At 60.2% G+C, this 13,644-nt stretch carries 13 protein-coding genes; 10 read left to right on the plus strand and 3 right to left on the minus strand.

Annotation, left to right across the window (positions count from 1 at the left end; genetic code table 11):
- The first annotated feature begins 137 nt into the window (after positions 1–137).
- Together P3G66_RS25920 and P3G66_RS25925 are read left to right on the plus strand one after the other, a co-directional pair.
- Positions 138–1,961, plus strand: coding sequence for an alpha/beta hydrolase (locus P3G66_RS25920; RefSeq protein ID WP_197494226.1), 1,824 nt, complete (start codon positions 138–140; stop codon positions 1,959–1,961).
- Positions 1,962–3,296: 1,335 nt separating this feature from the next.
- A complete protein-coding gene (locus P3G66_RS25925; RefSeq protein WP_275232596.1) occupies positions 3,297–4,295 on the plus strand; it encodes a hypothetical protein in 999 nt (332 codons plus the stop codon).
- 756 nt (positions 4,296–5,051) lie between these two features.
- On the opposite strand, the gene P3G66_RS25930 is transcribed toward P3G66_RS25925, so the two are convergent.
- A complete protein-coding gene (locus P3G66_RS25930) occupies positions 5,052–5,654 on the minus strand; it encodes a hypothetical protein (RefSeq protein ID WP_275232597.1) in 603 nt (200 codons plus the stop codon).
- 203 nt (positions 5,655–5,857) lie between these two features.
- On the opposite strand from P3G66_RS25930, the gene P3G66_RS25935 reads away from it, so the two are divergent.
- On the plus strand, positions 5,858–6,301 hold the full coding sequence (locus P3G66_RS25935) for a MarR family winged helix-turn-helix transcriptional regulator (protein WP_020970117.1): 444 nt from the start codon (positions 5,858–5,860) through the stop codon (positions 6,299–6,301).
- The gene (locus P3G66_RS25940; RefSeq protein WP_276117322.1) at positions 6,298–8,091 is read left to right on the plus strand and encodes a long-chain fatty acid--CoA ligase; all 1,794 of its coding nucleotides are present in this window, start codon (positions 6,298–6,300) and stop codon (positions 8,089–8,091) included. The genes P3G66_RS25935 and P3G66_RS25940 overlap by 4 nt, the downstream gene beginning before the upstream one ends.
- On the opposite strand, the gene P3G66_RS25945 is transcribed toward P3G66_RS25940, so the two are convergent.
- A complete protein-coding gene (locus tag P3G66_RS25945; protein ID WP_003941392.1) occupies positions 8,088–8,468 on the minus strand; it encodes a helix-turn-helix domain-containing protein in 381 nt (126 codons plus the stop codon). The genes P3G66_RS25940 and P3G66_RS25945 overlap by 4 nt on opposite strands.
- Before the next feature lie 223 nt (positions 8,469–8,691).
- On the opposite strand from P3G66_RS25945, the gene P3G66_RS25950 reads away from it, so the two are divergent.
- The 3 genes from P3G66_RS25950 to P3G66_RS25960 all read left to right on the plus strand — a co-directional run bounded on the left by P3G66_RS25950 (position 8,692) and on the right by P3G66_RS25960 (position 10,971).
- A complete protein-coding gene (locus tag P3G66_RS25950) occupies positions 8,692–8,937 on the plus strand; it encodes a hypothetical protein (protein WP_223257939.1) in 246 nt (81 codons plus the stop codon).
- A gap of 124 nt (positions 8,938–9,061) precedes the next feature.
- Complete coding sequence (locus tag P3G66_RS25955) at positions 9,062–10,651, plus strand: FAD-binding protein (RefSeq protein WP_161121644.1); 1,590 nt, start codon at positions 9,062–9,064, stop codon at positions 10,649–10,651.
- Positions 10,648–10,971, plus strand: coding sequence for a ferredoxin family protein (locus P3G66_RS25960; RefSeq protein WP_007726052.1), 324 nt, complete (start codon positions 10,648–10,650; stop codon positions 10,969–10,971). Before P3G66_RS25955 ends, P3G66_RS25960 begins: the two co-directional genes overlap by 4 nt.
- Here P3G66_RS25960 and P3G66_RS25965 read toward each other — a convergent pair.
- Positions 10,961–12,016, minus strand: a complete 1,056-nt coding sequence (locus tag P3G66_RS25965) for a 2,3-butanediol dehydrogenase (RefSeq protein WP_276117323.1) — start codon at positions 12,014–12,016, stop codon at positions 10,961–10,963. The two genes, P3G66_RS25960 and P3G66_RS25965, sit on opposite strands and share 11 nt — an antisense overlap.
- Before the next feature lie 175 nt (positions 12,017–12,191).
- Here P3G66_RS25965 and P3G66_RS25970 point away from each other — a divergent pair, with 175 nt between their 5' ends.
- From P3G66_RS25970 to P3G66_RS25980, 3 genes are all read left to right on the plus strand, one after another.
- Positions 12,192–12,686, plus strand: coding sequence for a DUF3558 domain-containing protein (locus P3G66_RS25970; RefSeq protein ID WP_065455820.1), 495 nt, complete (start codon positions 12,192–12,194; stop codon positions 12,684–12,686).
- A 30-nt stretch (positions 12,687–12,716) separates the two neighbouring features.
- The gene (locus tag P3G66_RS25975; RefSeq protein WP_232816907.1) at positions 12,717–13,070 is read left to right on the plus strand and encodes a hypothetical protein; all 354 of its coding nucleotides are present in this window, start codon (positions 12,717–12,719) and stop codon (positions 13,068–13,070) included.
- Positions 13,071–13,138: 68 nt separating this feature from the next.
- Entirely contained in the window at positions 13,139–13,630 is a 492-nt protein-coding gene (locus P3G66_RS25980; protein ID WP_257216585.1) for a DUF3558 domain-containing protein, read from the plus strand.
- Positions 13,631–13,644: the final 14 nt, after the last annotated feature.

The raw sequence follows: 13,644 nt of genomic DNA on the forward strand, positions 1-13,644 counted from the left end.
TCTGTACGGTATTGCGAAGTTAGCGCAGAGAATCCGTTCGAGATTTTCGGCGGTGCTCATCTTTTTCGAATCTTTGTAGCGAACAACAGTAGTGGTTTAGGTGATACCAGGGTTCGACCTTCGAGAGGGACATGGTTGTGAAGATTGTATTTCTGCACGGAATCGGTGACGGCGATCCGAAATCGAGTTGGCTCGAAGGTCTCGACCGCGGTCTCGAACAGGCCGGTTTCGGCGCGGTCAATCGGGATATGGTCATCGCACCTCACTACAGTTCGTTCCTCACAACAAACGGTATTGGTGCGAAGCTGCCCCCGGTGACGTACAAACCGCGCGACGACTCGGCCAGTCGCCGCGGCTTTGAGCGGCGCCAGGCGAGAGTCCAGCGGATTCTGGGTCTCGAGGGCGGGGTCCGTACCTTCGGTTTCCATCGTGTGCCCGGGCAGGTTCTCGCTCCACTGCAGCAGGCCGCGATCGGATCGCTATCACTCTTGGATCTGCAGCAAGTACGCAAGTACGTTCGGGAGGAACCGGTCCGCGGAGCGATCCTGCGGCACATCCTTGACCATCTGCCCACCTCTGGCGAGATCATTCTGATCGGCCACAGCCTGGGCAGCGTCATCGCGATCGATCTTCTCGACCACCTTCCTGAAAATGTCCATGTCCGCAGGTTCATCACCATCGGTAGCCCGGCGAATGTGCAGGCCGTTCACGACAGCAGCGAGCGATTGCTCAAGAAGTTTCCGTACGGCCGGGTCGATGACTGGTCGAACTTCCTCGATGTCGGCGACGTCGTCACCGGCGGCAGGGGGCTGGCGACCACCTTTCCCGGCGCCCAGGATTTCGTCATCGACAACGGCGCATCCCATGCCTCTGGGGCGTATCTCGGACATCGCGCCCTCGCCATGCTGGTTGCAGATCTTCTGTACCCCTCGAAGGAAATCGCCATCCGCACATCGGATATCGCGGTTCGTCTCAATGACAACGAGGCCTCGGTGTTGTTGATGCTGCACTACGCGCATGCGGTCCACCGCAACCTCAAAGACAAAGCGCTGGCCGAACGCTACCGACATGCACTCGACATCGTCCAGGACAACATCGTCGCTCAAATAGAGCAGGCCGCGTCAGTGAGTGGACAGCCCGTCGCAGTCGAACTACAGCAACTGAGCAATGGTCAATTGCCGATGATTCCGCATCGATGGGAGATCCACGAAGTGGTCGGCGAGTTGGTGGTGCTCGCGCTGACGAACATCATCGATCCGTATGAACTCGAAATTGGCAACGCCCCCCGCGACGCACTCGCCGACATCGCCGTCGAATTGGGGTTCGTGCGTCAGCTCGGAAAGACAGTGAGCACCGCCCTCGAAGACGTCCAGAAATGCTTGGACAGTCGCGGTGGCGTCCCCTGGGGCAGGGTAATTACAGCCGCAGTCGGTCTCGCCTTGGTCGCGGCCGGACCTGTCGGGCTTATGCTCGCAGCGCCGGCTGCCGCGGCAGGTGGCGCCGCTATCGTCGGCGGGCTTGCAGCATTCGGGCCGGGAGGGATGATCGGTGGTCTCGGAATGCTTGGTGGTTTGGCCGGAGCGGGCGCCGCGGTGGCCGCGGGCGCGGCGGTAGGCGGCGGTGCCCCCGATCAGCCGATCACGGATTCGACAACGTTGATCCTGCGGGTATCGACCGAGCATGCACGCAAGATGCTCGGCCTTCCTCATGACGAAGCGCTCTGGTACCAGTTGGCGGATGTGGAGACGAAACTCTCCGCCCGAATCAACCGCCTGACGGCGTTCAGCGATCCGAAGTCGGGGCAGTTGACTCAGCTGCAGGCAGCCAAGTCGACAATCACGAAACTGATGGCATTCATGCTCGATCGAGGATTGGCGCCGCGAGCCATCGAAGCAGCAACTGGAGAGAAGCCCTTAGCTGACATTGAAAAGGAACTCGTCGACTTCACAGCGCTGACGTAACGCGTTTCAGTGGCTGGTGAACGTCATTTAAGTCGCGAAGGTACTTGCCTCACTTACTAGTGATACGGAATTGACCACACTCTTGCTTCGATTACCGGCGGACAGGTTGCGGAGCCAGTGTCGGTCTGCGCAAAGATCAATGAAGCGCACTGGGCCATTGGTCAGTACGGATACGCAGTAACGCGCAACTCGCTTCCTCCTGTCAAGGCTCTCGATCGGTCAATCAGCGTCGGAACTAGTCGATACGCCGACCACTGTCGCGAGTGCCGCCAACACAAAGGAGTGCTACCGAAAACTGGTGAACGCCGAATCCGAAGCGGGAAAGCTGGCTGCGCTCAACTTCTCGTTTGGGCGGTCGTTCGGGGGCTCGGTGCTGGCGCGATGTTGTCGATCACAGGCGAGAGAACTCGCAACTCCGTAACGAGTTTTCTCGTCTGCCGATTATCAATGTGAGTCGAATCGCTACCGCGTGAAGGCGGCACGATGCGGAGAATGCTCACGGCGATGATCGCCGGAATTGCTCGTTCGACACAACAGCGTGCGGGAACACACAGGAGACTGACATGAAGAGAGCGTTTATCCTCGCTGTTGGCACATTGCTCTCGTCGTTCAGTCTTTCTGCTTGCGGCGGCCCAGGCACAGACTTGCCGTCGACAACCCCATCAAGCTCATCGTCAACAGCCGTCCCGGCAACTGAGTCCGTAGTACCTCCCCCAAGTAGCACACCCGAGGTCGCGCCGATCACCTTCGTATGCGGCGATCTCTCCCTGTACCAGTCGGGTACCGCGTTGTACTCCGATGGCACCACTGGCTACGAGGCATCCTGCGACACCTATGTGCCTCCGGCAACTACACAAGCTTCGGAAAGGGTTCTCCGGTACTGCGATTACCCGGGAACTGCGGTGTACACCGATGGCTCGTACTCCACGACCGATCCGGCCTGTGCGGAGATGCGTGCGGAGGCGAACACGAATCCCGGAGGTGGTTACCCATATGACCCTGACGAAGACCGGAACGGTGATGGTGTCGTAAACGGATACGAACGCTGCGGTGTTAAGTGTGGCAAAGAGCCGACCAGCGGTGATATCCAAACGCAGCACGGCTGCGAGCAGGGCTACATCACCGGACCTGCTTGCGAGCCGTACCCAGGCTGATCTTGGGGCGGCCTCGCCCGCAATCCCAGTCGTCTGGTTGGTACAGCGACATCTAGGGGGGGCGTTGCGTCGTTGAATTACGCCGACGAAAGTAGCTGTAGGCGAGGGATTTTCGCGATTCAGGCGCGTTGCACCATTGAGGTGACTGAATATCGTCGGGGGGTAAGGCTATGGTGCTGCCATGACCGAAGCCCAGCACGAGTCGATCACGCGGACCAATGCCGCGGGCGTGGCGATAGTTGAACTGTGGAGGTCGATGCGCGCGGCGATGCTTCATTTTGAGGGTCCGGTCTATCTGGCCCTCACGGCGGCCTCGTTCCTCGGCGTTGCGTTGTGCGTCACGTGGCGTGGGTTTTCATTGGAGATGCTGGTTGTAGTAGCGGCGGTACTGATGGGTGGTGTCGGATGCTTCTTCATCGCTCTCATGTCAGACGACACTCGGTGGAAACAGTTGGTGCGTAGGTTTGCAGAACTACGCAGACTTTGCTTTGGTGCTTTCTCGGAAAGCTGGTTTCGTACTCCAGTCCTCACATACGTTCGACCATTTCCGGTGGCGGTGTGCGCACTTGCAGCGAATATTGTTGCCGAATGGCGATGGCGAAGTCCATTTTTCGCCGATCTGATAAGTGAATCGGGCCCCACAGAGTTTTTCACTTCAGTCGTCGTCTTGGTGGCTGTCTACGTCATGATGTTGTCGTTTGCTTTAGTGCTCACGCTCGGAGTGTTGGACGCGTTTCGGTGGATGTGGAGAGGAATCGTCCGGCCGGTTTGGAGGGATATTGCGACAAGCGCCGGGTCGTCCAACGGTGAGAGCGAGCAAGTGGAGGTCTGGCTCTTTTCGGTCAAATTTTTCGGCTTAACCGGAGGAGTGAGCTTCAGTGTCTGGCTTTTGATTTGGCTGACTCGGTGGCCCTGGATCGCCTGGCCCGTGGGTCTGATTATATTCACGTGCGCAGTTGCTGCGGTATTGACGAGTTTGAGGATGGATCAGAGTCACGGTCCCTTGGCTCTAGTGGCTATTTCCGCTGGTGCGTGGCTCGTCGAGTTCTTGATTCTTGGTGATGGCCTGCCCACAGACGTTCTGTCATGGGCGATATTGATGCTGAATATTGTTTTGGCGATGTTCTTCGTTCTCCGTCTGATCGCCCATTCTCATCGTTCAATCAGATGTGCGAATTAGTCTCTCCGTGTTGCTGGACTTCCGATCACACTCCACGTCTCGAGGTCTTGGCGGAAGCCCGGTGCAGCTTGCTAATTCGATGTTGGCTAGCGGATGTCCAGTGCCTGGTCCGCCCACATCTCGATTAGCTCGGGGCGTGTTTGCGCCGTTGTCGCCCAGGAGTTGAGCGACTCGTCGTAGCGGTGATATCGCAGCAGGTTAAAACAGCTGACCGAAGGATCTTCCAGCCAGCCTTCGTGCATGAGGGTCGAGACGCGTACTGATCCTTCAACTGTGCGCGGCCGCCGGCCTCGGAGACTCCGGCAGCCCACATGAATGCCGCGATGAGAGACACCCCGATGCCGGGGCTTACAGGCCATCCCGATCAGGTGTCACGATGGATTGCCAGCAGAGTGCGACTCTTCACACAGTAATCGAGGACGGACTTGATTGTCCTTGAGGGTCTTCGCCCTCGGGAGCTTGCACGGCAGAACACATTGGGGAATCGGCGTCCAAATCGGCGACTGCGATGAGCACTCTGCCAAGCCGCATAAAGGAATAGCAGGCCAACCTGTCGTGGTCTGATTGATGAGTTCGCTGCCAGGCCGAAGGTCATTGCGCCGGCAGTGTCGATCTTTCCGTCGTCGTTCCTACCGCGCAGTCGAATTTCATTCGGTCGCTTTCGGTCGTCCCCGAGAAGCGACGACAAACGTAAGCGTGCGTGCATCTCAGCAATCGCAGAGATGCACGCACGCAATATGAGTCGCTGCTTGTTGCCTACTTGCTGGACGTCGAGGTGACTGCCCTGATGGCGAGTTCGCCGTCGGCGGCGTCTGCATCATCGCCGCAGGCGCAGTCACAGTCTCCGCCGCAACCTCCGGGATTGCAGTCTCCGGCGTAGCTGTCGTCATCCGCGTCGCAGTCGAGGGACCCGCCGAAGGATTCAGCAAAATCGTCGTCGAGTTCGTGAGTGAAGTCGTGAATTTCGTCGATCAGGTTGAGCAGATGCTGCGGCGCGAAGGGGTCGGCGTCGAGCATTGTGGAGACCAGTAGGTGGTCGCCACTGAAGGCGAAACGCAGGCGCGGCCATTCCTGCGCGAGTTCGATCAACCGTGTTGCAGCGTGAGAGGGATTACCGAGGCCGGTCAGGACCGAGGACCAGACGTTGATCTGAGGGCCGTCCTCGGCGACGGTCACGTAGACGACAAATCCGTGAACCGGCACGACGATGTCGCCGTCGTCATCGGTGGCAGGCTCGCTGCCCAGCAGTTCAGCGAGAGTCTGAACGCACAGGCGAACCAATTCGTCGCGCTCGTCCGTCACCAGGGCAAGCTTGCCGTCGATGTGAAGCGGCTGATCGGCTGTGTCTTGCTCGCTCATGGATCCTCGTCTCCTGTGTCCGAACCCCGTACGGGCGGACACTGTTTACTGCGGTTGTTGTCGTGACCAGGATAGTCGGGGCCCCGATGCTTATCCGCCCCGGCGAGCGGGCCTTACCCCTTCGGCCGCCAGGGTGGCGGCGGTCATATTGCAATCGGGACTGGGGGCAGCGTTATAGTTGCCCAGTGCAACACGACGGAGCAATGGCGCTCACCGGTCCACCAGCCGTTCATGACGAGCTGGTGCACCTGACGCGGCAGTTGATGACGGGGGATCGGCATTCCGATGACCACCCGTCGATCGCCCAGCATTCGTTCCTCTCCTTCATCGGCCGCAATGACGGATGCAAGGCCACGGAGATCTCCGAAGTCTTCGGCGTCAACCGCTCGACCATCTCGCGCCAAGTGCGCGGGTGCATCGAGGCTGGCTGGGTGTATGCCGATCCGGGATCCGTTCGTCAGGGCAATCCGCTGCATCTCACGGCGGCTGGCCGCAAATACCTCGACGCCGCCGACGCGCGTCGGCTCGACCAAGTCGCCGGCAGGCTGCACGATTGGACCGAGTCCGAGGTCGCAGACTTCGCCCGCGCACTCCACCGCTTCAGAATCAGCATCGAATCGCAGACCAACGGAGATGACACCCTGTGAGTGAGTACAGCGCCAAAGCCCAGTTCACCATCTCCGACAATGAGTCTGTGGTGCACACCGTCTTCACTCACGCCGAGCGCACGCCAGATCTGACGGTGTTCTCCCGACCCAAGGGCGAGGGTTGGGTAGATGTAACGGCTAAAGAGTTCGCCGAGCAGGTCACCGGCGTCGCAAACGGGCTCATCGCCGCTGGCGTGCAGGCAGGCGACCGCGTCGCACTCCTCTCTGCGACCCGATACGAGTGGACGCTGTTCGACTTCGCCATCTGGGCCGCCGGCGCGGCTACCGTTCCGATCTACGACTCGTCGTCTCAGGGGCAGGTCAGCTGGATCCTCGAAGACTCCGAGGCCGTCATCGCGATCGTCGAAACCGGCGCGCACGAGCAGCTGTTCCAGGACGCGCCAAGCACTCTCAAAGCAGTCATGCAGATCGACGACGGCGCTGTGGAGAAGCTGACCGCACAGGGTGCCGACGTTGACGACACCGAGCTGAAGAAGCGACTCGCGGGCATCAAGGCCGACGATCTTGCGTCACTCGTCTACACCTCCGGCACGACAGGCCGTCCCAAGGGATGCATCCTCACGCACCGCAACTTCCTGTCCGAGGTGCGCGGGATTCTCACGGCATCGATCGGCAAGGTGGCGGTTCCGGGAAACCGAGTCCTGACCTTCCTGCCGCTCGCTCACGTGCTGGCTCGCGCGGTGTCCCTCGCGACGTTCGAAGCTGGCGCTTCGCAGGCACACTGGTCCGACTTCGCCACCATTACAACTCAATTCGAGCGCTACAAGCCCAACACCATCCTCGGTGTTCCGCGTGTCTTCGAAAAGGTTCGCGACGGCGCAGCACGCAAGGCGGAGTCCGGTGGAAAGATGCCCGGCGCGATCTTCGCCTTCGCGGAAGCCACCGCCAAGGAGTACAGCCAAGCTCTCGACAAGGGCGGTCCCTCGCTGATCTTGAAGGCGAAGCACGCAGTCGCAGACAAGCTCGTGTATTCGAAGCTTCGTGCGGCTCTCGGCGGCGAGTGCTGGTTCGCGATCTCCGGCGGCGGCGCCCTCACTCCTGAACTGGGGCACTTCTTCCGTGGGCTCGGAGTTCCGATTTACGAGGGCTATGGCCTCACGGAAACCACAGCGGCGCACTGCGTCAACGTCCCGGGTGCTCAGAAGATCGGAACCGTCGGACAGCCGATGGGCGGCAACGGGGTACGCATCGCCGAGGATGGCGAGATCGAACTCAACGGCGGGGTTGTCTTCAAGGGCTACTGGAAGAACGACAAGGCCACCGAAGAGACATTCGTCAACGGCTGGATGCGAACCGGTGATCTCGGTGAACTCGACAGCGACGGTTACCTTTCCATCACCGGACGCAAGAAGGATCTTCTGGTGACGGCGGGCGGCAAGAACGTCTCGCCCGGCCCGATGGAAGACCGTATCCGTTCGCATTCCATCGTCTCGCAGGCAGTTGTCGTCGGCGACGGGAAGACCTACATCACGGCGCTGTTGACCGTCGACCCTGAGGTGTTCGAGAAGTGGAAGTCGGAGAACGGCAAGCCTTCCGGCGCCACCGTCGCCGAACTACGTGATGACAAGGACCTTCGAGCGGAGCTGCAGAAGGCCGTCGACGACGCCAATGCCGCTGTTTCGCATGCGGAGTCGATCAAGAAGTTCGTCATTCTCGATCGCGATCTGACCGAGGAAGATGGTGAGATGACAGCGACGCTCAAAATCAAGCGCAATGTCGTCGTCGATCGGTTCTCGAAGGAAATCGAAGGAATGTACGCGAAGAGCTAGGCGCGTTTGGGGAACTGCTCGCGGTACGCCATCACGTCGTCGAGGCGGAACCTGCGGTGGGTGCCGCGTAGTTCGATCGGGAGTTTCCCGGCGTCGGCGAGTTTGCGCACATACGTGTCCGAAACGCCGAGGATCTCTGCTGCCTGCGAGGTGGTGAGGAGTTCTGCAACTGGCCCGAGGGCGACGCTGTCCCCGGCAGCGAGGTAGGTCAGGAGCTGCACGACGGCGTCGCCGACCGACGGAGGAATCTCGATGCTCACGCCGTCGAACACCAGCGTGGTCGTGTCCGTCGAGGTTGCGGCTCTCTCGGCCAGAGCTGTCTTGATTCGCTCGGCAGCGTCACCGTCGACTGCGGAAACGATGTGGTCGATGCTCACGCGTTGTATCTCCGATCGAAGGCAGTGTGTCGCAAGCATAGACAGCGGTAGTGTCCGTCGGCACGCTGGATGGCGCTGTGTGCGTTGCATTACATGAGTGTCACGGGTGGAAAACTATTTACCCACGTAGATCGGAATTCGAAGGGTTTGGCGCGCAAAGATATTCGACTCGACGCATATGTAACTCACCAATCTTGGTGTACCCGCAAGTAACATCCTGAGCGTGGCTAGACGATCGGTAACGGTGAGATTCGACGTAGAGGAACTGAGGGCCCTAGAGACCCTCCAAGAGCTCACGGGGGCGGACATTTCCAGCGTCATACGTGAAGCTGTGATCGAACATGCGCGTCGATGTGTTGTGCAGGGAAAGCCCCGCGACATCACCGAGCGACGCAAATCGCTGACCTTGCAGGAAGCCTTCGCCAAGTACTCCGCGTTGTGCACCGACGAGGAGCGGGAAGCGTCGTAGCGCTCTGTCGATGCGGCGGTGAGCGGTTGAGTTCACAGTGATTCTGACTGTGGCGCTGGGTAGTTCGTTCGAGGAATATTGCGGCAACAGAAGTGTTGCGTAGACCTCTGACAGGAGCTGGCCAGTGACGGACGTCCTCGAACTCTCCACCGATGTATTGGTGATCGGTGGTGGCCCCGCCGGCGCGTGGGCGGCGTTGCGTGCGGCCAAGGCCGGTGCAGACGTCGTCCTGGTCGACAAGGGATACTGCGGAACGAGTGGCGCGACGGCCCCATCCGGAACGGGTGTTTGGTACGTCGAGCCGGATTTGACAGCCCGTGAGCTGGCCAAGGCCGGACGCGAGGCGCTCGGCGGATATCTGGCCGACCACCATTGGATGGACCGCGTCCTCGAGCAGACCTACTCCAACATGGATCTCCTCGCGGTGGAGGGTAGATATCCGTTCCCTGTCGACCCGAGCACGGGCAAGCAGATCCGTACCGGCTTGCAGGGACCTGAATACATGCGACGGATGCGCACCTGGATTCGTCGAGCCGGCGTGCGGATCCTCGACCATTCGCCGGCACTGGAGTTGTTGGTGGACGGCGAGGGCCGAGTTCGCGGAGTCGCCGGATACCAGCGTCACGAACACCAGGACTACCGCGTCTCGGCAGGCGCGGTAGTGGTCGCCAGCGGAGGTTGTGCGTTTCTGTCCGGTGCGCTGGGCACCAACGTCGATACCGGTGACGGTGCATTGATGGCAGCCGAAGTCGGAGCCGAGTTCTCCGGCATGGAGTTCTCGAACGCGTACGGGATCGCGGCGGCCGGATCGACGATCACCAAGACGGCTTACTACGCGTACGCGACGTTCTTTCACGCAGACGGAAGCGTGCTCGAAGGTGCCGGTTCGGCGAAGGGGAGGTCCGTCATCGCCAGCACGTTGCGGAACGAGCCGGTCTTCGCGCAGATCGATCGGGCCGACGCTGAGGTGCAGCGTCGAATGAGGCTGGGGCAACCCAACTTCTTCCTGCAATTCGATCGCCGCGGAATCGATCCCTTCACCGACAAATTCGAGGTCGGCATGCTCGCTGAAGGCACGGTGCGCGGCACTGGGGGAATCAACGTCGTCGATGACGATTGCGCGTCATCCGTTCCAGGACTGTTTGCCGCCGGGGACGCTGCGACCCGCGAGCGAATCTGCGGAGGGTTTACCGGCGGGGGAAGTCACAACGCCGCGTGGGCGATGTCTTCTGGTTCGTGGGCGGGAACCGGTGCTGCGCGCTATGCGCTGTCGGTCGGACGTGGGTCTACCAGTGGTCTTCGCGGAGCCGGAACCGTCGGATTGCGTAATCCGGTACGAACCGGGTTTGCTGCCGACGATGTGGTGAAAGCTGCTCAGGCGCAGCTGATTCCCTTCGACAAGAACTACCTCCGCAGCGGTGATCGAGTATCCGCAGCGCTCGGTGAGCTCGAATCGCTGTGGGGTGCAGTGAGTGCGGATCTGGGCGCGGATCCAGCAGGTCGGATGGCGGCGCGGCAGGCTGCCGCGATCACGGCCGTCGGTCGCTGGATGTACCACTCGACGTTGGCGCGGACCGAGACTCGGGGAATGAGCAAGCGTGACGATTATCCCGAACTCGATGGAACGCAGCATCATCACGTTCTCACCGGAGGTTTGGATTCGGTGTGGACCCGAACGTCGGAACCTGTCGGGTCTGCATTGGTGGCGTCATGATCGAGCTGGTGTCCGCGCCTGACTGCATCGGTTGCGACAAGTGCGTAGACGTTTGTCCTACAGATGTTTTCGACCGGACGCCCTCGGGCGTCCCGGTGATTGCGCGCCAATCGGATTGCCAGACCTGCTTCATGTGTGAGGCATATTGCCCGACGGATGCGCTGTATGTGCATCCGCAATCCACACCATTGGAAACGGCCGATGTGATCGAGGACGATCACATCGGCCGCTACCGAGAGAAGATCGGATGGGGCAAGGGGCGGGCACCTGGGTCGCTGACTGCGGTGGGCCCGGAGGTGCCCCGTCCGGTCACGACCTGACGAGAATCTTGACTGCAGTGTCGTTGTGCTCGATCAGAGTGGTGAATCCTTCGGAGATCAATTCTTCGAGCTGAATACGACCGGTGATGAATGGCGCCAGATCGACGACACCGTCCTGGACCATCTTGATGACCGCTTCATGGTCGCGTACGTACGCGATGGTTCCGCGTAGGTCGATTTCCTTGAGGACCAGCTTCTGCATGTCAATGGTCGCGGGCTTGCCCCAAATCGACACGTTGACAACAACTCCAGCAGGCCTGACCGTGTCGAGCATGGTGTCGAGTACTGCGTTGACGCCTGCGCACTCGAAACCGATGTCTGCGCCGATGCCTCCGCTGAGTTCGAGGACGCGCGCTTTGACGTCTTCGGTGGTGGGATCGATGACGTAGTCGGCGACTCCACTGGAGAGGGCCTTGGCTTTGCGGGCCTCGCTGAGTTCGGTGACGATCGTCGTGACACCCAGACCCTTGAGGACTGCCGCAACGAGGAGTCCGATCGGTCCGGTTCCGCCCACGATGGCGACGTTGCCGCTTTCGGCTCCACTGCGTACGACGGCGTGATGGGCGACGCTCAACGGTTCGATGAGAGCTGCCTCGTCGAGCGGGATGTTGCCGATCTTGTGGATCCAGCGACGGTCGACGACGACCTTCTCGCTGAGTCCGCCACCGCCGCCGGCCAAGCCGATGAACCCCATCTTCGTACACAGGTGGTAGTTGCCCGCCTTGCACGGGGCGCACTCGTTGCAGACGAAGTACGGCTCGACGACAACACTTTCACCGACCTCGACGTCCGTGACACCTTCGCCGACCTCTTCGACGGTGCCGGAGAACTCGTGGCCCATCGTGACCGGCGCATTCTCGTGTGAGAGAGGATGCGGGTGTCCGGGTGCGGAGATGAAGATCGGTCCCTCGAGGTACTCGTGGAGATCGGTGCCGCAGATTCCGCACCATGCGACCTTCAGCTTGACTGTTCCTGGCCGCAATTCGGGCTCAGGGATCTCTTCGATCCGGATGTCTTTCTGCCCGTGGAACCGTGCTGCCTTCATTGATCCGCACCTCACTTCGTTGTGAATCCCCTGGTAGATCGACGTTAGGCCGATTGTTGGCGTGGGTGAAGGGTTGCAACGGAATGCAATGGGGTGGAACCGATCGGTCCTGGGGAGCGTCCAATACTGTGAGCGGGCCGCGAATGAGGGGAGTGCTGTGGGAGTGAGGGGTGCAGTGGTCTTGGTCGCGGCCGCGCTGTTGGTTGGGGGTTGTTCCTCGACGGTCGAGGGGCATGCAGTACGAGCCGACGAGGCTGTTGGGCTATTTGACCCTTGTAGCGGCATTAGCGACAGCGCCTTGCGGTATGTCGGCGTTGATCCGGCGACTGAGGAACGCGGGATTCTTGGAGTTCAGATTCCACGATTTGAAATCTGCTCATGGGATGGGACGGGAATTTCGCTGAGCGTCTGGTCAACAGACCACACTCTCGACGAAGTCGAAGCGAACACCAACAATGCCGATGTAAGGGCTGCGAATGTTCATGGCGGCCCTGCTATCAAGTTCGGGCAGCGTGACGATGCGACCGGACAGATTTGCTCAGTAGCTTGGACGACCAATCAGGGGGTGCTGATCGTTCGGATCGCCCCAGATTTCGGTGAGACGCCGATCGACCCGTGTGGCCTCGCGTCGACGATTACCGACAAACTCTTCCCGGAGCTCCCCAGATGAATCGCTCGCTTGATGAAGGTGGTGCTACGCATGAGTTCAAATGAGGACTCCGGGGCCGAGGTTTCGTTCTCGCTGGATCCGGACACGGCGCGATTGCTAGTTACGGCATGCGGCGAATACCAAATGACGTTGGAGCATTTGTCTGTTGCTGCTGCGAAACTGAGTTGGGTTGGTGGTTTAGGGACGCTCGCATCAGGTCGAGCGCTTCAGACGAAGTTCGAGGAGAAGGCCGTCGGTGGCCACGATGCGCTCGTCGATGTGTTGGCGAGTCATATCGCGGTCGTGGAGGCAATGCAGGCTCAGTTTCAAGCCTGCATCGACAACGCATTGGATCAGGAGTCGTCGAACGTCTCGACTTTGAGGTCGGTCGACCTGCCAAATTGAGGCAGCGAAGTGTCGCTGGAGTGTCCGGGCAGCGAATGAGGGGGAGTGCTGTGGGAGTGAGGGGTGCAGTGGTCTTGGTCGCGGCCGCGCTGTTGGTTGGGGGTTGTTCGTCGACGGTCGACGGTGAGGCTTTCCCTGTCGATGTGATTGGGATGTTTGATCCGTGTGAGGTTCTCGGCAATGAGGAATTGGAGAAAGTCGGAGTCGACCCGGCAACAAAAGAGGTTGACATCGTTGACACGCATATCGATGGTTTCAACATTTGCTCGTGGAACGGTGGGTGGTACTTCTTGTCTCTGACATCGACCGATCATCCGCTCGTAGAGGTCGAACAGAATCCAGTCATGCGCGACCTTCATCGAGCCCAAATCGCCGGGCGCGAAGTCCTGATATACCAGGAACGCAATGACAAAACAGATTCTGCTTGCAACGTCGCGTTCGCGACCTCTCAATCCACCGCGATGATCCGCGTCGGCGCCAAGGTCGGTGCGGCGCGCGCCGAGACGCCGTGCACGCTGGTGGAACGAATTGCCGAGACAGTGATTCCATTGCTCCCGTGACAGCGGTCCTGATT

It is taken from the genome of Rhodococcus sp. C3V, assembly GCF_029269915.1.
Lineage (GTDB): Bacteria > Actinomycetota > Actinomycetes > Mycobacteriales > Mycobacteriaceae > Rhodococcus_F > Rhodococcus_F qingshengii.

What these genes read in the sequence shown, in the direction of transcription:
- P3G66_RS25930 (WP_275232597.1), bottom strand. Translation starts at nt 5,654, where the DNA reads ATGAGCGAGCAAGACACAGCCGATCAGCCGCTTCACATCGACGGCAAG.
- P3G66_RS25935 (WP_020970117.1), top strand. Translation starts at nt 5,858, where the DNA reads ATGGCGCTCACCGGTCCACCAGCCGTTCATGACGAGCTGGTGCACCTG.
- P3G66_RS25965 (WP_276117323.1), bottom strand. Translation starts at nt 12,016, where the DNA reads ATGAAGGCAGCACGGTTCCACGGGCAGAAAGACATCCGGATCGAAGAG.
- P3G66_RS25960 (WP_007726052.1), top strand. Translation starts at nt 10,648, where the DNA reads ATGATCGAGCTGGTGTCCGCGCCTGACTGCATCGGTTGCGACAAGTGC.
- P3G66_RS25975 (WP_232816907.1), top strand. Translation starts at nt 12,717, where the DNA reads ATGAGTTCAAATGAGGACTCCGGGGCCGAGGTTTCGTTCTCGCTGGAT.
- P3G66_RS25925 (WP_275232596.1), top strand. Translation starts at nt 3,297, where the DNA reads ATGACCGAAGCCCAGCACGAGTCGATCACGCGGACCAATGCCGCGGGC.